This is a genomic window from Polyangium fumosum (genome assembly GCF_005144585.1).
GTDB lineage: Bacteria > Myxococcota_A > Polyangia > Polyangiales > Polyangiaceae > Polyangium > Polyangium fumosum.
In genome coordinates, this window is record NZ_SSMQ01000017.1 from 49,918 (window position 1) to 68,771 (window position 18,854).

The window sequence follows — 18,854 nt, forward strand, 5'->3', positions numbered from 1 at the left end:
ATGATCAAGGTGAGGGTGCGAAAGGCGGGGACGGGCGTCGCCGCGGCGTCGGGGCTCATCGCCCTTTCCGGGGCGCAGACGGGGTGCGTGGCCGAGCCGATCGAGCCGGGCGAGGAGTCGATCGCCGAGGCCGAGGACGAGCTTTCCCCGGGCACGGGCACGCTCGCGCTCGACGGCTTTCCGGGCAACTTCACGGTGAAGCTCGTCAACGCGAACACGGACGAGTTCCTGCGCGCCGGCCAGGCGCTCTCGCTGGAGCTGCCCGTGTGGCTGCTCTGGGACAAGCTCTACCCGGGGTCGCCGCTTCCGACGGATCTCGCGCGGCTCAAGCAGATCACGGCGACGGTGACGGTGGGCGCCATCGACAAGGCGACGCCGATCGCATCGCTGAAGAGCCCGGTGACGAGCTACAGCGGCGCGGATTCGTATGGCCTCAAAGCGCTCACGAAGACGTTCATCGTGCCGTCGAAGGCCGACTGGCTCACGTTCGCGCTGACGATCACGGACCTCGCGCCTGCGGGCGTGAGCGCGAGCATCACGGCGGCGGAGCTTTCGAAGCTCGCGGTCTTCGGCGGGGAGCTGCCGAACAAGAGCCTGTTCATGGATTGGGCGCAGTCGACGAAACGAAACAAGATCATCGAGGGCGACGATCCGATCGCGGGGGCCGAGCTGCTCCTTGCGGTGTCGGACTGGCGGGCCGACGTGGTGGTCGACAAATCGCTGATCGACACGCAGATCGGCACGGCGCAGAGCGCGAGCCGGTTCGGGTGGGTGACGATCCCGATTTACGGCAAGATCGTGCACGAGGTCGCCTACGGGGTGTATTTCGACGACGGCCTCGAGTGGCGGCCCGAGGTGATGCTCGCGGAGACCCCGAATTCGCGTTTCCTGGGCGCGGGGCGCACGACGTACGAGGGGAAGATCCAGGTGCCCGCGAAGGCGCGGCGGATGCTGATGTACACGCACGTGAAGACGTACCTCGTCGCCGATTACACGGGGTACGCGAACGTCACGGCGAAATGGTACGCGGATGGGGAGAAGATGCTGAAGGCCGACAAGTACGACAACCCGAACGGGGCCTTCACGAATTATTCGTTCTCGATCTCGAACGCGCTGCCCTGAATGCTCCTCCCGACGGACCTGCACGGGCACACGCTCTTCTCGGACGGCCGCGCGACGCCGGAGGCGTACGTGGATTTCCGTCGCGAGATCGGGATGCGCGTGATCGCCGTGGCGGATCACGACGTGCTCGCCGCCGTGCCGCGCGCCGCGCGGGCGGCGGCGGACGCGGGGCTCCTGTTCCTGCCGGCCCTGGAGGTGACGTCGTTTTTGCATTTCGGGACGGACCGGGCCGAGCAGTTCCACGTGCTCGCGTACTTTCCGGCGCGCTTCTCGATGCTGCCGCTCCTCCGGCAAACGGCGCTCTTCCGGCGGGGCGAGCGGGTGCAGGCGAAATGGAAGGCGTTCGTGCTCGCCTGGATGGAGGGGATCTCGGAGGCGGAGCGGCGCGCGATCGATCCGGGAGGTGAATTCGAGGCGCTCGCGCCGGCCGATTTTCCGGCGCTGCAATCGATGCTGGACCGCATCGCCTCCCGGACGGCGTTGTTTCCAGCGTTCCGTGACCACCATGTGCGGTTCTGGGAGGAGGATCGGGAGCTCTTCGGCTGGACGCCGGAGGAGGCGATCGAATGCATTCGGCAGGACGGCGCGCTCGACGTCGTGGCCCACCCGGGCCGGTACCGCGACAAGGAGAGGACCCGCGCGGTCCTGCTGCGGGCGAGCGGGATCGAGGTTTATACGTCGCGCCACAAGGCAGAGGTGGCCGAGTCGTTCCGCGCGTTCGCGGAGGAGCACAAGAAATGCTGGACGGCATCGTCGGACGATCACCAGAATGCACGGTACGTGAAGCCCGCCGCGGGGACGCCGGTCTCCACGATCGAGCGGATCCTGGGGCGAGCGCTGCCGATCGAGGCGATTCTCTCGGCATGAAGCGGCGCTCGCTCGGGTTGCTCTCGGCGGCGTTGATCCTCGTGCCGGGCGCGGCGCTCGCGGCCGATCCGCCAGCGGCGCCGGCCCCGGTGCAGCCAGCGCCGACCCCGCCTCCGGGAGGATGGGCGGGCGAGCTCGACGCGTTGTCGAAATGGATCGCGGACCGGGGCAAGGGGCCTTCGTGCGCGGCGCGGTGTTATACGCTGGAGAGGCTCACGCTCTCGGGGCGGGTCGGGGAGGGGCCGCTCGAATTCGAACTCGTGGGCCGGGTGCTCGCGGACGGGGCCGTCGACGTGCCGCTGTTCGGTCCGCCGAAAGAGGTGCGGCTCGAAGGCGTGACGGAGAACGACAAGGAAGCGGCGATCGGATTCGAGGGCGATAAGTATTTCCTGCACACGTCCGCCCGGCGGTTCGTGCTCAAAGGAAAAATGACGCTCGGGACCGATCTGACGCTCCAGATCCCCGGGCCCTTGAACACGCTGGAGGCGGATCTCGCGTCGGGCGCGGTGGTCGAGGGGTCCCGTTTGTCCGGGATCGTCGGGACGACGATCCACCTGAACCGGCAGGACAAGGCGGCCGAGGCGGGGCCCACGGTCTTTCAGCTCTCGCGCGCGGTGCGCGTGGGGCGCGAGATCAGCTTTGAATATCGGCTCGTGATGCGCTCGGGGACGGACCTCGGGGTCGTCCGTTTGCCGCTCTCGCTCGGCGAGAAGGTGCTCGACGTGACGGGCGCGACGGGGTTCCGGGTCGAGGGAAACGAGCTCGTCTTGCCGACGTCGGGGCGGACGGCGGAGATGACGATCACGGGCACGCTCGCGAAGCTCGGGGCGATGGCGCCGGACGCGCGATCGGGGTACGAATGGTGGCTCCTCGAGAGTGATCCGGAGCATCGGGTGGCCGTGACCGGGGACGCGCGGCAGGTGGATTCGGCCGAGTCGCCCATTCCGCGGTCGCAGCCGACGTCGCGGCTCTTTCTGGTGCAAAAAGGCCAGAAGATGGAGGCGGCCGTGACGCCGCTCGCGGCCGTGGATGCGCTCGCCGCGGTGGTGCAATCGCACCAGCGGACGGTGGTGCTGACGGCGCGCGGCGACGTGGTCTCGCAGGATTACGTGACCTACGAGAACAATGGCGTCGATTACCTCGCGTATGCGCCCTCGGGGCGGCCGATCTTCCTGTCGACGTCGGGCAAGGCCGAGCGGATCATGCGGCAGGGCGCGGATTCCGAGGAGATCCTGGTGCCGCTCCGGACGGGCAGCCAGACGGTGCAGGTGCAATCGCTCTCGCAGACGGGGCTCAAGCCGCTCTTCGGGACGGTGACGGTGCCAATGCCGTCGTATGCATTGACGGCGAGCCGGACGGATCTGACCGTGGGATTGCCGGCGGGGGTGTTTCCGCTGGCGTTGCTCGGCGGAGATCGGCCGAAATGGGCGGTGGAGGGCAGTGATCTCCTGGTGTCGGGCATCGGCTTCGCGGCCGGCTGGGCCGCGGTGCGGCCGGGGCCCGGGACGAGCCCGTCGCGATTGCGGACGATGCGGATCCTCGGGGGAATCGTGCTCGCGTCGTTGTGGTTCTTGTGGCAGCCGGGGTTCGTGCTTTCGCTCATCGCGCTCGGGCTCTGGGGGCTGATCTGGCTCGTGGGCGTGTTCGCGAAGGGCGCGGCGCGGGCGGCGGCGACGATCGTGCTCGTCGGCGGGCTCGGGCTCGTGGGGCTCATCGGGCTCGCGGCGATGAGCGCGCGTTCGCCGATGAAATCGTCGGACATCAGCTACGAGCCGCCGCCGCAGCGGGCGGCCGCGCCTGCATCGACGCTGGGTGGAAAGCTGGAAGATGATCGACTGGGCAATGGTTGGATGGGCAAAGGCGGCGGGGTGCTGGAGGGCGTGACGCCGGTGCCGCTGCCGCTGCCGGGATATCGACATTCGATGAGCGCGAGCCGGGAGCTCGTGACGAAAGATCGGCCGTTCCGGCCGACGCTGGTGTACGTGACGGACACGGCCGTGGCGCCGATCGCGGTGCTATGGCTCGTGGGTTTGGTGATCGTGGTGAGCGCGCATCGAGGGCGCATCAAGGATGGCTATCGGCGGCTGCGCGAGCGGCTCGACCACGCGGCGGCGGCGGCGCCGGCCGAGGCGACGGCGAAGGCCGTCGAGGCGCCGAAGGACAAGGAAGGAGAAGAGGAATGACGAAGGCAGGAAAAGGCGGTCTCACGCTCCTCGCTGCGGCGCTTTTCGTGGCGTGCGGCGGCGCAGCCCCGGAGCCCGTGACGCCCGCGGAAAAGGCGCCCGAGAAGGTCGCCGAGGCGCCGAAGCCCGAGGCGAGCGGGGACGCGGCGGCGGCCGGGCCGGACGCGGAGAAGGCCGAGCAATGTATTGCGACGGCCAACGCGAAGCGCGCGAAGTTCAGCGGCGAGCCGCCGAAGGTGACGGTCAAACACATCCTCGTGAGATTCAAGGGCACGAAAAACGCGGACGCGTCGATCAAGCGCTCGCGCGAGGAGGCGTGTCTGCGGGCGATGGAGGCGCGCGACAAGCTGCGCGAGGGCGCGGATTTCGACGAGATGGTGAAGGAGTACAGCGAGGAGCCCGGCGCGGCGTCGCGCGGCGGCTCCGTGGGGGAGATCGAGCGCGCCATGGTGGTCAAGCCGTTCGCGGACGCGGCGTTCGAGCTCGCCGTCAACCAGATGAGCGATGTCGTGGAGACCGAGTTCGGCTTCCACTTGATCTTCCGGTCGCAGTGACCCGAAACGAAAAGGCGCGCCCCCGGTTCTCCCCGGGAGGCGCGCCTTTTTCATTTCCTTACGTCGTCGAATGAATCAGCGGGCCTTGCCGATCGCCTTCTGCCAGGACGGGCGCTCGCTGATGCGGCTCCACCACGCCGCGACGTTCGGGCGCTCCTTGACGATGTCGCCGAGGCCCGTGTCGAAGAGGTATTGGAAGTACGGCGCGTAGGTGATCTCCGCGATCGAGAACGAACCGGCGAGGAACTCCTTGCCGACGAGCGCGCGGTCGAGCACGTCGAGGGCCTTCGCCGCCTCCGCCTTGCCCTTCGCGATGACGTCCGGGTCCGGCGTCGTGCCCTTCATCGGCGAGAAGAAGATCTCGAGGATCGCCTTCATCGCGGGCGGGCTGAAGTACGACTGCTCGACGCTGATCCACTGCTCCATGACCCCGAGATCCTTCGCGTCCGTCGGGGCCAGGCCGCCGAGCTTCGCGTTGAGGTAACGCAGGATCGCGCGCGACTCGTAGAGCACGAAGCCGTCGTCGTCGAGGACGGGCACGACGCCGAAGGGGTGACGGGCGAGGTGCTCGGCGCTCTTCTGGTCGCCCTTCATGATGTCGACGAGCACGAACTCGTAATCCACGCCCTTCTCCGCCAGAGCGCAAAGGAGCTTGCGCGTGCACGTGCTCGCCGGATGACCGTAGACCTTCATGAGAATCCTCCTCCCCGTCACGGAACGGGATATTTCGCTCCGCTCCATACTCCCCTTGGATCGCGTCGTCCACCCTCGCGGAAGGCCGCGCGTGATGGTGCGCCGCGTCGGGCGCGAGCGTCACAATCCGTAAACGTGGACGTCGTCGATTCGCCATTCCTCGGCCAAGGCGTCGCCCGCGGCGGTCTGGTCGTCGTAATGGAAGCGGACGACGAAGGGCTTGCCGGCGACGAGCGCCGAGAGGTCGAGGCGGACATGGCCCGAGGCGTCGAGCGTGTACGTGGCGACCGGGCTGAAAGGTCCGCCCATCACGGAGATTTCGACGGCGGCGCGGTCCGTGGCCGAGGTCCAGTGGTCGAAGTCGTGGTCGAATTCGAGGAAGACACGCGTGAAGGGCCCTGCGTCGAGGGTCGGGGAGACGAGGATCTCGCCGTCGAGCGCGACGTTGCTCTCGTCCTTGACGAGCATGAAAGCGCCGCCGGACGTGCTGCCCGTGGTGTTGTCCTGGGGGCAGCCGAGGAGCGGATCGCAGCGATAGAAGCCCTTGCCGTCGCCGCCGGCGTCGACGACGGAGAGAGGGGCGAAGTCGGTGGAGAAGTCCTGCGCGAGCAGGCTCGTCGCGGCCGCGCATTTCGGGCCCATGCCGAGATCGACGCAGGCCGCGCCGTCGGCGCAGCGGTTCGTCTTTCCCGACGGATCACAGGCGAGGCCCGGGGCGAGGACGGGGCGAACCATGGCTTCGAGGCCATACGCGCCGGAATCCATGGCGCTGAAGCCGTCGACGACGAGGGAATACGTGCCCGCGGGGAGGTTTGTCAGCGTAAACGATTCGGGGTGGCCGCCGAGCTGGGTGTCCGCGCAGGCGAGCTCGTTTGCATTCATCGAGCAAGCGTCGAGCAGGTACACGCCGACGTCGAAGAGCGGCGAGGACGGCGCGACGCGGACGGAGAGATCGGCCGGGGCAGGGAGCGTGATCCTATACACGGCCTCGGGGCCGCCGCCGGTGCAGCTCGCGGAGAGGACGGCGCCGTCCGAGACGAGCGTGGTGCCGGCAAGAGGGCCCGCGCCGACCGCGGAAGGCATTTCGCAGGTGCCCGAGGCTGCCACGAGGTCGAAGGGCTGCTCGGTGACGCGGAGCTCATAGGGGCCGACGTTCGCCGCCGCATACCCGGAGACGACGAGGAAGACGGGCGTCTGGGGCGGCAAGACCGCGGTTTCGAGGCGCGCGAGGGGGCCGTCGCCGCTGTCGTCGTCGCAAGCGTGCTCCACGCTGGTGTCGAGGCAGTCGAGGTAGGCCCAGGCGACGGTATCGGCGAGCGCGCCGCCGATGTCGGTGGTCTCGAACGTCACGCGCGCGGGAGATGATCCTGTGACGTACCGATGCACGACCGCCGGCGCAGCCGTGCCGCCGGCCGAGCAGGTTGGCGTGCCGAACCCTGGGACGGGAGAGCCGAGCGTGGTGCCGGCATAAACGAGCGTTTCGCCCTGCATTTGGCCTGTGGCGAGGAGATCGACGGCGTCGCCGCAGGTGGTGCCGGGTTCGAGGAGACATTGGGAGGAGCAACCATCGGCAGGCATGGCGTTGCCGTCGTCGCAGGTCTCGCCCGGCTCGATGACGCCGTTGCCGCAGACGAACGAGGCGCCGCCTTGGCCGCCGGCGCCGCCGTTTCCGGCGCCGCCGTTTCCGGCGCCGCCCATGCCGCCCGCGCCGCCTTGGCCGCCCGCGCCGCCCGCGCCACCGCTGCCGCCTGCGCCACCGCCGCCGCTTCCGCCTTGGCCTCCGAGGCCGCCGCTTCCGCCTGCGCCGCCGCTTCCGCCTTGGCCTCCGAGGCCGCCGCTTCCGCCTGCGCCCCCGACGCCGCCGGAGCCGCCCGCGCCCCCTTCTCCGCCCGCGCCGCCTTGCCCCCCTGCGCCGCCTTCGCCCGCGACACCACCTTGGCCGCCGGCGCCGCCGTTCCCACCTGCGCCTTGTCCTCCCGCGCCCGCCGTGCCGCTGCTCGACGTGGCTGTGGTTCCGCCTTCGTCTCCACACGCGGCGAGCGCCACGGTCGAGGCCACCATGCAGGCAAAAAGAGCGTCGCGGACGTGGGCCATGTCTCCTCCGTTTTCGGCGCGATGAAAGCATGGCGGACGCGGAATTTGGAGCCCGCTTTGCGTCACGAACGGCGCGGATCGGGAGAAACGCGCGTCCTTGTCGGGAAAGCACGCACGCCGCGCGCGCTCTCGCCGGAGCCACGAACGGTGGGGTTCACCGGTTGTCCACCGTTGGTGTTCGAATCATCCTCGATATGTCGCTTTTTGTCCGCGTGATAGAGAGATTCCCGCGGACGAACGAAAGGCGACGGGTGCGGAGACTCCGGGGGGATGTTTCGATGCACGACCTTTCGACGTTCTCGCTCGACGACATGATCAGCTTCGGCGCAATGCTGCGCGGCCTTGGAGAAGGCGCCCGGAGCATGGAAGACACGGCCGGGCGTGTCGTGCGCGCGCTCTACGAGAACCTCGGGCGCCCCGCGACGGGCGCGCGTTCGTGCGCGCTCGTGAGGTTCTTCGAGACCGAACGATTCGACGCGCTCCCGGCGGAGCGGCGGAGGTTCGCGCTGCGGATGGCCGCCTGTGACGCGCTCGCGCCGGACACGACGTGCTTGCAATTGCTGGCGAGCGCCGGCGACGAGCCGGCGTGGAACGATCCGCGGGCGTCGGCCGGGCACCTCGCGATTCCTCTGCCGAGCGAGGAGGCGCTCGCGCAAATGCCGATGATCGCGCAGCTCTGCACGCAGCTCGGAATCCCGACGGGCTCGGTGCTGCGGCCGTCCTGGTTCACGGAGAAGGCCGAGCAGACGTACGACGTGTTCCACGTGGAGCACGCCGCCACGAGCCCGTACGTGCCCGCGAAGGCGAGCTTCGTGGAGCGTCACGGGATCCGCTCGGTCGTCGGTTGTGGGGGTGTCCTGCCGAGCGGGCAGATGTTCGCCGTGCTCCTGTTCTCGAAGGTGCACGTGACGCCGGCGACGGCGCAGCTCTTCCGGCCGCTCGCGCTCGCGATCAAGCTCGCGATCCTGCCGTGGTCCTTCGCCGAGCAAGAGGACAACGCGCTGAGCGAGGCGCTACGCGTGATGCGAGAGGAGGTGATCGCGTGCGGCCCGTGACCCTCGACAGCGAGACCGCGGTCCTCCGGGCGCGGGTGGCGACACTCGAAGCGTTGCTGGCGGAGCACGAGCGGGCCGCGGCGGAGCGCGTGCAGCGGATGGAGCAGCTCGTCGCGGATCTCTCGGCGCGCGCGCAGGTCTTCGAGGCGACGTTGCGGAGCATCGTCGACGGGGTGGTCGTGTGCGACACGGCGGGTCGCATCACGCACGTGAACGAGGCCGCGGCGTCGATCATGGGGGCGAGCAAGCCCGGTGGCGTCCCCGTCGAAGACTGGGAGGCCACCTACGGAATCTTCGACGCGGACGGCGTGACGCCGTACCCGAGGGAGGAGATCCCGCTTTATCGCGCGGCGCGCGGCGAGCCGGTCGATCGCGCAGAGATGTTCATCCGAAGCCCAAACAAGCCGCTAGGCATCCTCCTCGAGACGAGCGCACGGACCATCCGCGACGAGCGAGGGGAGCGGCTCGGCGCCGTGGTGGTCTTCCGCGACATCACCGAGCGCAGGCGGCACGAGCGAGAGATGGCGCAGCAGCTCGTGACCGAGCGGGAGAAAAACGAGACGCTGGAGCGGCTGCGGATCGCCGTGCAGGAGCTGTCGACGCCGATCCTCGAGGTATGGGACGGCGTGCTTGCGTTGCCGCTCATCGGCGTCGTCGACTCGAAGCGGTCGGCCCAGGTGATGGAGACGCTGCTGGAGTCGGTGGTGCAGAGGAAGGGGCGGTACGTGATCCTCGACGTGACCGGCGTGGAGGTGCTCGACACGGCGACGGCCGATCACCTGCTGAAGATCGTGCGCGCCGTGGAGCTGCTCGGGACGCGCTGCGTGCTCAGCGGCGTGAGGCCCTCCGTCGCGCAGACGTTGGTCGAGCTCGGGGTCTCGTTCGGGAAGCTGGTGACGCTCCGCAATTTGAAGCACGGCCTCAAGGCGTGCATGCGGTGGAAGCAGGAGGCGGCGGCGAGCGCAGGAACAGGGGCAGCAGCTTCGAACGGATCTCGTCCAGGAACGTCGTGAGGCCGGAGCTTCGGCCGCGCTTCATCAAGGTGGAGAGAGGCGCGGCCTCGTAACACTTTGCCCTTCGTTCGTGGTCGTCTCCCGTGAGTTGCGCGAGCACGTATTTCACGCTGCGACGATCCTGATCGTGGGTGGCTCGAAGGGCGTGGGCCGAGGTGCGGGGATCGAGGCCGAGGTCTCGCTTGCAGTGGGCGAGGCGCGTTTCTTCGGCGGTGTCTGCGGGATCGAATCCGGCGAGGAGCCAGGCTTCGAGTTCTGGATCCGGCAAGCCGAGCACGACACACAAGTCGGGATCCCACGCGGCTGCTTCTTCGCAGGCCTGCTTGATGCCGTCGGCGCGCTCCGGCTGTTTGTCGATGTCGCGCATCAACACGGCGACGGAGATGGGGCGTCCCTGCTTGCGGAGCGCTTGGAGGATGGCCAGCGCTTTGCGCGTCGCGAGCGCGTCGGGGGCGCCGGGTCGACCTCCGAAGTGGCCGCGTTGCGGGCGCACGTCGAGCCTCTTTGCCGTCACGTCGAGGTGATGCCAGTCGAGGAAGGGGCGGTCAGGTTCGAGCGGGACCCAGCTCCGTTGCTCGTCGAGCGAGTGCTCGAAGAGATCGCGGAGCCAGTCCGTCTCCGTCTCGCGCAGGGTGCGATCGATGATGCAGGTCGCGACGGCGAAGTCTTCCGGAGCCTCGCAAACGACGAGCAGCCCGAGCGTCACTGCGCAGCGTCCTCGGCGAGCACCCATGCCTCGGACTCGGCGCTCCACAACTCGCCACTCGAAAGCATGCCCTTCACGCGCTGGGCGTCCGGGTGATCGCTGAGGCGCTTCGTGACGATGGTGCCGTCGTCGCGCGGGTAGAAGACGCGGACGTCGGCAGGGTCGACGCCGTCGAGGATGTAGGGCGAGTGGGTGGTCGCGATGATCTGGAGATTGGGCATCTGGTCGAGCAGGCCACGGAGGTGCTTCATCAGCTCGATCTGGGCCGTTGGGTGCAGCGAGTGCTCGATGTCGTCGATGAGGACGAGGCCACTCGGGCCGTTGGCGTAGAGCGCCGTGAGCAACGCGAGGAGGACGAGCGTGCCTTCGCTGGCCGCGTGAGCCGGGAGATCGGGGGCGTTTTTGAAGTCGAAGACGATCTCGTAACCGCTCACCTGACGAGAGCTGTCGATGGTCACCTTTGCAGGCCTGAGGCGGATGCGTTCGATCGCAGGGACGAACGAACGTATCGCTCGTACGACGGCTTCGAATGCCGCGTCATTGCCGAGCTTGAGCGCAGCCAGAGCTGTCGCGGTATTCCTTCCGTCCGGCTGTACCCGTCCTTGCGCGTCCTCGTCGTAGGCGGGGGCAGCGATGTGCTCGGCGTCGAAACGAAAGCTCGTCGTGGCGCGAAGATCATCCAAAGGGCCCTCACGGCCGGTCACGTACGCCCACGCATGGGTCTCTTCCGTGGCAGTCACATCGACGTGCCATGGGGCTCGAGCGACGCGCCCCGCAGCGTAGAGCAGGACAGGACCAGGTCTCTTGCGGGTCCGGAGGACTTGGGGTGCTAGGCGGTCGCGGAACACGTGCTCCGGAGCTTCGTCGAGGAGCCTCGTGAGCACGCCGAGCGCCTGGATCACGCTCGTCTTCCCCGACCCATTCGGCCCCACGAGCACCGTGAGCCGACCGAACTCGATCGTCGTGTCCCGGTGACCCTTGAAGTTCTGGAGCCGGAGCGACTCGATCATGGTCCGACTTCTACCACGTCGGCGCGGTGCCCTCGGATCACGCCTCCGCGTCCTCGTTCGTCCCGGTCGCCTCGTCTTCGCTCGTCCCTTCGCTCGGCCTCTCGCCCTTCAGGAAGAACGACTCCACGAAGTCGCGTTGCCCCGGGAAGAGCGCGCCGAGCGAGCGGTGCACGCGCTCCAGCTCCAGCCGCAACCGACCCTTCGCGACGAGCTCCTCGGAGCGCTCCTTCGACCAGCCCGTCTGCGCGCCGTCATTGGCGTGGATCGCCTGCTGCGCGCGTTCCGCACCTTCCTTCAGCTTGCCCACGAGGCCCGCGCGCTCGCCGAAGTCTTCGCCGGCTTCGAGGCGCCCGGCCGCCTCGTTCGCGAGCTTGGGACGCTTGTCGATCGGCGCGCGCGAAAAACCGGTGAGCAGGCCAGGTAGGAAGGAGGTGACGGCCGGGTGCTTCTTCGAGCCTCCGCCAAGGCGGATCGTGACGAGGGCGAGCGCCTCGTCGACCCTGCGCTTGAGCAAGACGAGCGTCGCGTTTTGCTTGGCCTGCGCGGAGGGGCGGCCGAAGAGCTGGGCCTCCTGCGTGTCGCGCGCCTCCTTGAGGAGGGAGTCGATGTGGATCTTGAGGGCGTGCGCGAGCTTCTCGATCTCGGCCCGATCGCTGGGCTTGAGGTCCGGAATTTCTGCCCAGGCGCAGAGGGAAGACCACGTGAAGGATGCAAACGTGAGGAGAACCCAGGAGGAAGCTGTCTCGTTGGGCAGGCGCATGGGGAGGACGCTCCGGGAAGGTTGGGGGATGTACGAGGCGGCGGGAAGGACGCTAACGAAAGCGAGGCGGGAGCGTCAAGGCGGAGTGGAGGAGGCGGACACTCCGTTGCAGGAGGGTCAGGGAGGCGGGGAGGAGGCGTCCGAGGCGTCGCTGAAGGGTCAGCGCGGCGGCGAGGGGCCGACGTAGATGGCTAGTGCAGCAAAAACCGGCTGAGGACGAACAGCGCGATCATCCCGAGCGCGACGCCCACGCCCGCGGCGAGGAGCAGCACGCCGCGGCCGTTCGATGCGCTGCCCGGCGCGGCCAGGGGAGCCATCGGCGAGGGCGACGCATGCGACGCCGGCGCCGAGGGGAGGTTCGGTCGCGGCATGCTCTGCGGCACGCTCGGCAGGCGCATGCCGCCGTGCGGGTTTGCCTGCGAGGCGTAACGCATCGGTTGCATGTCGTGCAGGGCCGCTTCGAGGCGCGCCGCGAGCACGCCGGCCGTCGGACGGCGATCCCGATCGCGGCGCAGGCAGTCGTCGATGATCGAGGCGAGCGCGGGAGGAAGGTCCGGCCGGCGTGAGGCCACCGGGTCCGCGTCGCGCGTCATGATGCGGACCATGAGCGCGTTGTAGTTCGGCGCCTCGTGCGGGAGCGTGGCCGTGAGCGCCTCGTGCATGACGACGCCGAGCGACCAGACGTCGGCGCGGCCGTCGATGTCGTCGCGGCCCGCGGCCTGCTCCGGGCTCATGTACGCGGGTGATCCGACGACGGTGCCCGTGCGCGTGAGCGTGAGGTGCTCGGGGTTGCCTTCGAGCATCTTGCTGATGCCGAAGTCGAGGATCTTGAGCACGGGCTCGCCCGTCGCCGCGCGGTGCGCGTAGAGGTTCGCGGGCTTGAGGTCGCGGTGGATGATGCCCTGCTGGTGCGCGCTGTCGAGCGCGCGCACCACGCCGACGAAGAGCTCGGTGAGCATCGCCGGGTCGAGCATGCGCTCGCGCGCGATCCACGCGTCGAGCCCCTCGCCGTGGAGGAGCTCGAAGACGAGGAAGGGCGAGCCGTCCTCGGCCTGCCCAAGATCGATGATCTCGACGATGCTCGGGCTGCGTACGCGGCCGCTCGCCTTCGCCTCGTTGAAGAAACGCTGCAACGACACGGCGTCGGCCGCGACGTCGGGGTGCAGGATCTTGAGCGCGACCTCGCGGTCGATGAGCTCGTTCTTTGCAGCCCAAACGGTGCCGCTCGCGCCGGAGCCGAGCATCCGGACGAGGCGGTATCGAGATTGGATGAGATCGCCAGGGTTCAACCGGCTGAGGAGGATACCAAAGCTCGGCCCGTCGGCGTAGCTGAGAGACGCGCCGCGAGCGTGCCGAGCTCGGTCTGCGGAATCAGGTGTCGTAGTAGAGGAAGAACTCGTAGGGGACGGGGCGGAGGCGCACGGCGTCGAGCTCGCGCTCGCGCTTGTACTCGATCCACGTGTGGATGATGTCCCGCGTGAAGACGTCGCCCCGGAGGAGGAACTCGTGATCGCGCTCGAGGGCCGTGAGCGCCTCGTCGAGCGAGCCAGGGCACTTCGGCACCTCTTTGAGCTCCTCGGGCGAGAGCGCGTAGATGTCCTTGTCGAGCGGATCACCCGGGTCGATCCGGTTCTGGATGCCGTCGAGGCCCGCCATCATCATCGCGGCGAAGGCGAGATAGGGGTTGCACGAGGCGTCCGGGAAGCGGACCTCGATGCGGCGGCCCTTCGGCGAGTTGCCAGCGGCGACCGGGATGCGGATCGCGGCCGAGCGGTTGCGGCTGGAGTACGCGAGGTTGACGGGCGCCTCGTAGCCCGGGACGAGGCGGCGGTAGCTGTTCGTCGTCGGGTTCGTGAGGGCCGCGAGCGCCTTCGCGTGCTTGAGGATGCCGCCGATGTACCAGAGGCCGATGTCCGAGAGGCCCGCGTAGCCGTCGCCCGCGAAGAGCGGCTTGCCGTCCTTCCAGAGCGACTGATGGCAGTGCATGCCGCTGCCGTTGTCGCCGAAGAGCGGCTTCGGCATGAACGTCGCGGTCTTGTTGTGGCGCTTGGCCACGTTCTTCACGACGTATTTGAACCACATGAGCGTGTCGGCCATCGTCGTGAGCTTGTCGAAGCGCACGCCGATCTCGCACTGGCCCGCGCTCGCGACCTCGTGGTGGCCGACCTCGACGGAGACGCCGCTCTCGATGAGCGTGGTCATCATGTCGCCACGCACGTCGCCGAGCGAGTCCGTGGGCGAGACCGGGAAATAACCTTCCTTGTGGCGGATCTTGTGCCCGAGGTTCGGGCCCGCCTTGCCCGTGTTCCACACGGCCTCGTCGGAGTCGATCTCGTAGAAGGCGCCGCGCGGGGAGTTGTCGTAACGGACCGAGTCGAAGACGAAGAACTCCGCCTCGGGGCCGAAGAACGTGGTGTCGGCGATGCCCGTCGCGCGGACGTGGTTCTCCGCCTTCTGCGCGATGTACCGCGGGTCGCGGCCGTAGGGCTGGCCGGTGACGGGGTCGGAGATCTTGCAGATGAGCGAGAGCGTCTTCTGCGCGTGGAACGGGTCGATCTTCGCCGTCGTCGGATCGGGCGTCATCGACATGTCCGACGCGTTGATCGGCTGCCAACCGCGCACCGAGGAGCCGTCGAAGCCGATGCCCTCTTCGAACATGTCTTCGGTCAGCCGGCTCGCCGGGATCGTCGTGTGCTGCCAGATGCCCGGCAGGTCGATGAACTTGAGATCGACGAACTTGCAGTCGTGATCTTTCGCGAATTGAATGACGTCTTTCGGCTTCATACTTTCTTCTCCGTCAGATCGCGTCCTCGCCGCGCTCCCCGGTGCGGATGCGGACGGCTTCGTCGACCGGGACGACGAAGATCTTTCCATCGCCGATGCGACCGGTCTTCGCGCTCTTCTCGATGGCGTCGATGACGCTCTGGACCATGTGGTCCGGGACGACGATGTCGAGCTTCACCTTCGGGACGAAGTCGACGACGTACGCCGAGCCGCGGTAGACCTCTTTCTTGCCGCCGGTGCGACCGAAGCCCTTCACCTCGGTCACGGTCATCCCCTGGATGCCGACCTCTGCGAGGGCATCCTTGACCTCGTCGAGCTTGAACGGCTTGATGATCGCCTCGACCTTCTTCATCTCTCGACCTCTCGCTCGGGGGGCCGGTCGTGGTCTACGGCCCCCTCGGTTTCGGGAAGGTTTCAGGTCACGCGCGGGGCGAGAATTTCCGAGCCCCCGGCGTGGAGGACGGAAATTTGGTGACCTTCGTCGCCAAGATCCCGCCTCGGCGTGGAAGAGACCACGGGGAGGCGTTCGCCGAGGGCCGCTCTTCCGCGTGTTCCGAGGGCAATCGGCATCCGCCTACGTCGTAGAGTTGTCGGCGGGTTCCACCTCGCCTACCCTCGCGGGCGAGTTCGCCCTTTTCCGTTCGTCGCCGATGACCTGATGGCCTCACCGACCTCGACGAAGCTACCGGTAGGTACCATCCTGTCGGGGAAGTACAAGATCACCCGCGAGATCGGCCGTGGTGGGATGGCGGCCGTCTACGAGGCCGAGAACATCGACATCGGCAAGCGGATTGCGATCAAGGTCCTCGCGCAGGAGTTGACCACGTCGATGGTGGTCGTCGAGCGCTTCTTCCGAGAAGCGCGCGCCGCCGCCGCGATCCGCAGTCCGTACATCTGTGACGTGTACGACTCGGGCCGCCTCGAAGACGGTCCGCCCTTCCTCGTGCTCGAGCTGCTCGAAGGCGAGTCGCTCTACGAGCGGATGACGAAGGTGCGGTACTTCGACGTCCCGACGACGCTGGCGATCATCACGCAGGTCTGTCGTGGCCTCACGAAGGCGCACGCCGCGAACATCGTCCACCGCGATCTCAAGCCCGAGAACATCTTCCTCGGCAAGGACGAGGATGGACAGCTCCTCGCGAAGATCCTCGATTTCGGACTCGCGAAGTTCTACACGCCGCTCGACGGATCGGGCGGGCCGCAACAAGCACGGCTGACGCGTGAAGGCGCGGTGTTCGGGACCCCCGCGTACATGAGCCCCGAGCAGGTCCGCGGGCAAGGCGCCGTGGATCATCGCGCCGATCTCTGGGCCCTCGCGTGCATCGTCTACGAGTGCTTCACGGGTCGGACCGTGTGGCAGACGGAGCAAGGCGTGGCGATGACGTTCGCGCAGATCGCGAGCGCGCAGCCGCCCGATCCGCTCGTCTACCGGCCCGATCTGCCGCCGAGCTTCAAGGCCTGGTTCGACAAGGCGCTCGACCGCAAGATCGATCATCGCTTCCAGACGGCGCGCGAGTTCGCGGAGGAGCTTTCGGCCGCGTTCGAGACGGTGCGGCCCGAGTTCTCGGGTCTCTTCCCCACCGATCAGTTGAGCTCGCTCGGCAGGACCGTCCCCGCGCCGCCGCCCTCGAAGGCGGGCCTGACCGCGACGGGGAGTGATCTGCCGATGGTGTCGATGGCGCCGCCGTCGTCGACGATGCCGAACCCGTTTGGATCGATGCCGCCCCCGTCCGTGCGTGGAGGGCCGACGTCGGAGGGCGGATCGCCGCGGCACACGAAGTCGACGTTCGAGGCGCCGCCGGGCACGCTGGAGCCGCTCGGCCCGGGGTTGTCGCAGGCGCCGCCGCGGCCGAGGACGGCCGCGCTCGGGATCGTGACGGTGCTCGTGCTGGTCGCGCTCGTGGGCGGTGGATACGCGGCCTGGTCGAAGTTCGGGCCGGCCTCGAAGGGCGGTGAGGTCGAGACCTCCTCGTCGGCGATGCCGAGCGGGAGCGCCAGCGCCGTGGCGCCGCATGTGTCGGCGTCGTCGAGCGTGCGTCCGGTGTCGTCGTCGGAGGTGTCGCCGTCCTCGTCGTTGCTGCCGTGGAGGCCGCTCGTCGCGGATGCACAAGCGACGCTCGCGACGGGCGATCACAAGGGCGCGCTGAAGCTCCTCAAGGACGCGTTCGACAAAGGTGGTCACGGCGTGCCGCGCACGATGCTCGAGCACGTGCAGGTGGCGATCTCGGGCGACGCGTCGAAGTCGCCGTGCACGCTCACGGGTCTCGCGCGGCCGCGCTCGTACGATCTCGGTTCGGCGCAGCCGCGTCGCGTCGCCGCGGGGCGGCCATGGATCGCGCTCGGGCCACGCGGGCCGATCATGGTCTGGACCGACACGCACGAGGGGCCAGAGCACGCCTTCGCCGTCGCGCTCGACGAGGCGCTGCGGCCGCTCTCGGATCCGATCGACGTGACGCCGGAGGCCGGCGCGGTGACGCGGCCGGTGGTGACGGCGTTCGACGATCAGCTCGTGCTGCTCTACGCGGACGGGCACGGGGCCGAGGCGGGCGTGCACGCGCGCTTGCTCGATCCGGACGGCCGGATCGGCGGGCCGATGGTGAACATCGCGCCGCTGCGCGGGCCGAGCTCGGGCACGTCGATGCAGCGCGCGGCGGACGGCACCTTCGTCGTGGCCTGGACAGCCGAGACCGAGACGGGCAACGACGAGCTCTTCCTGCGGAAGCTGTCGCCGAAGCTCGAACCTCAAGGCGAGGCCGTGCGCGCGACGGACTTTGTGCCCACCGGCCCGCAGAAGCCACGCGTGCGTTCGCCGATGGTCGGCATCGCGGGCGACGCCGCGCATGTCTCGTTCCGGCTGGAGCGCACGCCGAACCAGGTCGCGTATCACATGCGCCTGCCGCTCGCCGACGTGGGCAAGGGCGTGGAGGCGCGTAAGAAGGGCGACCGCAACGATCGCTGGATCGGCGACACGATCGTGGTGAACACCGACAAGTCGAAGGCCGACATGACGGGGATCGCGTGCAGCAAGGACGCGTGCTTCCTCGTGTGGGACGGCGAGAGCAACTCGGGCGTGTCGGCGGCGTACCTCGACGCGGCGAACGCGCAGCCGCTCTGGCGGGACAAACGCTTCAGCAAGGTGGGCGGTCACCCGTCGGTCGGCGTCGACGCGTCGGGCAACGCGCGCATCGTGTGGTTCGAGAAGGGCGGCGTGATGACCGCGCCGATCAGCCGCGATGGCGTGGGTCCTTCCACGAAGATCGCCCGCGTGAGCGGCGCGCAGCCGAGCCCCGCGATCATCACGGGCAAGGCGCCCGGCGAGTGGTTCATCGCGTGGCTCGACTTCGAAGCGGGGCAGCTCGAACCCTACGCGGCGCGCTTCGTCTGCAAGTGACGCGCATGCTGGTCATCCCGCCGCGCGCCGACCTTCGTGCCCAGCCCATCGAGACGCCGCGTCTCCTGCTCGCGCCCGTCGATCCGGCGGACTCGCCCGAGGTGTGGCTCGCGGTGAACGGGTCGCGGCCGCTGCTTTCGAAGTGGCTGCCGTGGGTGCAGTACTACACGGAGCCCGCGTCGAGCGTGCGCTTCACGGAGGCGTGTGTGGCCGACTGGGATCAAGGGCGCGCGGTGCGCTTCGCGATCCGAGAGCGCGCGGGGCGCACGTTCGCCGGTGTGGTGGGGCTCGAGTCGTGCGTGCACATGCATCGCTCGTGCGAGCTTGGATACTGGCTGCGCAAGGAGAGCATGCGGCGCGGGCTGATGACGGAGGCGGCGCGCGCGGCGGTGGAGTTCGCGTTCCGGTACATGGGCGCGCATCGCGTGCGGGTCGCGGCCGCGACGGACAACCACGCCTCGTTGCGGGTGATCGGGCGGCTCGGCTTCCGCTTCGAGGGCATCGCGCGGCAAGCCGAGTGGTGTGAGAACCGCTGGCTCGATCACGCGGTCTTCTCGCTTCTCGCGACGGATCCGCGTCCGACCTGAGCCTTCCCCTTGAAGGCCGTACGCGGGCGGATGAT

The 18,854-nt window shown here is 68.6% G+C and carries 16 protein-coding genes; 8 read left to right on the top strand and 8 right to left on the bottom strand.

Annotation, left to right across the window (positions count from 1 at the left end):
• Genes E8A74_RS17990 through E8A74_RS18005 form a run of 4 tightly spaced genes read left to right on the top strand, consistent with a single transcriptional unit; the run spans window position 1 to window position 4,726 of the window.
• Complete coding sequence (locus E8A74_RS17990) at window positions 1-1,122, top strand: hypothetical protein (RefSeq protein ID WP_136930252.1); 1,122 nt, start codon at window positions 1-3, stop codon at window positions 1,120-1,122.
• Window positions 1,123-1,989, top strand: coding sequence for a PHP domain-containing protein (locus tag E8A74_RS17995; protein WP_136930253.1), 867 nt, complete (start codon window positions 1,123-1,125; stop codon window positions 1,987-1,989).
• On the top strand, window positions 1,986-4,172 hold the full coding sequence (locus E8A74_RS18000; RefSeq protein WP_136930254.1) for a hypothetical protein: 2,187 nt from the start codon (window positions 1,986-1,988) through the stop codon (window positions 4,170-4,172). The genes E8A74_RS17995 and E8A74_RS18000 overlap by 4 nt, the downstream gene beginning before the upstream one ends.
• Window positions 4,169-4,726 carry a peptidylprolyl isomerase gene (locus E8A74_RS18005; RefSeq protein WP_136930255.1) on the top strand — a complete coding sequence of 186 codons (558 nt, stop codon included), beginning with the start codon at window positions 4,169-4,171 and terminating at the stop codon, window positions 4,724-4,726. The genes E8A74_RS18000 and E8A74_RS18005 overlap by 4 nt, the downstream gene beginning before the upstream one ends.
• Window positions 4,727-4,801: 75 nt before the next feature.
• Here the strand turns inward: E8A74_RS18005 and E8A74_RS18010 are convergent, their stop codons facing one another.
• Together E8A74_RS18010 and E8A74_RS18015 are read right to left on the bottom strand one after the other, a co-directional pair.
• Window positions 4,802-5,419, bottom strand: a complete 618-nt coding sequence (locus E8A74_RS18010) for a glutathione S-transferase family protein (protein ID WP_136930256.1) — start codon at window positions 5,417-5,419, stop codon at window positions 4,802-4,804.
• A gap of 120 nt (window positions 5,420-5,539) precedes the next feature.
• A complete protein-coding gene (locus E8A74_RS18015; protein ID WP_136930257.1) occupies window positions 5,540-7,513 on the bottom strand; it encodes a myxococcus cysteine-rich repeat containing protein in 1,974 nt (657 codons plus the stop codon).
• Window positions 7,514-7,791: 278 nt separating this feature from the next.
• On the opposite strand from E8A74_RS18015, the gene E8A74_RS18020 reads away from it, so the two are divergent.
• Both E8A74_RS18020 and E8A74_RS18025 read left to right on the top strand, forming a co-directional pair.
• The gene (locus E8A74_RS18020) at window positions 7,792-8,568 is read left to right on the top strand and encodes a hypothetical protein (protein WP_136930258.1); all 777 of its coding nucleotides are present in this window, start codon (window positions 7,792-7,794) and stop codon (window positions 8,566-8,568) included.
• The gene (locus E8A74_RS18025; protein WP_136930259.1) at window positions 8,556-9,581 is read left to right on the top strand and encodes an STAS domain-containing protein; all 1,026 of its coding nucleotides are present in this window, start codon (window positions 8,556-8,558) and stop codon (window positions 9,579-9,581) included. The genes E8A74_RS18020 and E8A74_RS18025 overlap by 13 nt, the downstream gene beginning before the upstream one ends.
• Here E8A74_RS18025 and E8A74_RS18030 read toward each other — a convergent pair.
• The 6 genes from E8A74_RS18030 to E8A74_RS18055 form a co-directional block, all read right to left on the bottom strand.
• Window positions 9,490-10,287, bottom strand: coding sequence for a hypothetical protein (locus E8A74_RS18030; RefSeq protein ID WP_170229209.1), 798 nt, complete (start codon window positions 10,285-10,287; stop codon window positions 9,490-9,492). The genes E8A74_RS18025 and E8A74_RS18030 overlap by 92 nt on opposite strands.
• The gene (locus tag E8A74_RS18035; RefSeq protein ID WP_136930261.1) at window positions 10,284-11,297 is read right to left on the bottom strand and encodes an AAA family ATPase; all 1,014 of its coding nucleotides are present in this window, start codon (window positions 11,295-11,297) and stop codon (window positions 10,284-10,286) included. Before E8A74_RS18035 ends, E8A74_RS18030 begins: the two co-directional genes overlap by 4 nt.
• A gap of 37 nt (window positions 11,298-11,334) precedes the next feature.
• Window positions 11,335-12,057 (bottom strand): hypothetical protein, encoded by a 723-nt coding sequence (locus E8A74_RS18040; protein WP_136930262.1) that lies wholly within the window; start codon window positions 12,055-12,057, stop codon window positions 11,335-11,337.
• A 191-nt stretch (window positions 12,058-12,248) separates the two neighbouring features.
• Entirely contained in the window at window positions 12,249-13,346 is a 1,098-nt protein-coding gene (locus E8A74_RS18045; RefSeq protein ID WP_136930263.1) for a serine/threonine-protein kinase, read from the bottom strand.
• 82 nt (window positions 13,347-13,428) lie between these two features.
• On the bottom strand, window positions 13,429-14,841 hold the full coding sequence (glnA, locus tag E8A74_RS18050) for a type I glutamate--ammonia ligase (protein ID WP_136930264.1): 1,413 nt from the start codon (window positions 14,839-14,841) through the stop codon (window positions 13,429-13,431).
• Window positions 14,842-14,854: 13 nt separating this feature from the next.
• The gene (locus E8A74_RS18055) at window positions 14,855-15,193 is read right to left on the bottom strand and encodes a P-II family nitrogen regulator (RefSeq protein ID WP_136930265.1); all 339 of its coding nucleotides are present in this window, start codon (window positions 15,191-15,193) and stop codon (window positions 14,855-14,857) included.
• A 306-nt stretch (window positions 15,194-15,499) separates the two neighbouring features.
• Between E8A74_RS18055 and E8A74_RS18060 the strand changes: the two genes are divergently transcribed.
• Both E8A74_RS18060 and E8A74_RS18065 read left to right on the top strand, forming a co-directional pair.
• Complete coding sequence (locus E8A74_RS18060; RefSeq protein WP_136930266.1) at window positions 15,500-18,232, top strand: serine/threonine protein kinase; 2,733 nt, start codon at window positions 15,500-15,502, stop codon at window positions 18,230-18,232.
• Between the two features lie 5 nt (window positions 18,233-18,237).
• The gene (locus tag E8A74_RS18065; RefSeq protein WP_136930267.1) at window positions 18,238-18,819 is read left to right on the top strand and encodes a GNAT family N-acetyltransferase; all 582 of its coding nucleotides are present in this window, start codon (window positions 18,238-18,240) and stop codon (window positions 18,817-18,819) included.
• The last annotated feature ends 35 nt before the right edge of the window (window positions 18,820-18,854 follow it).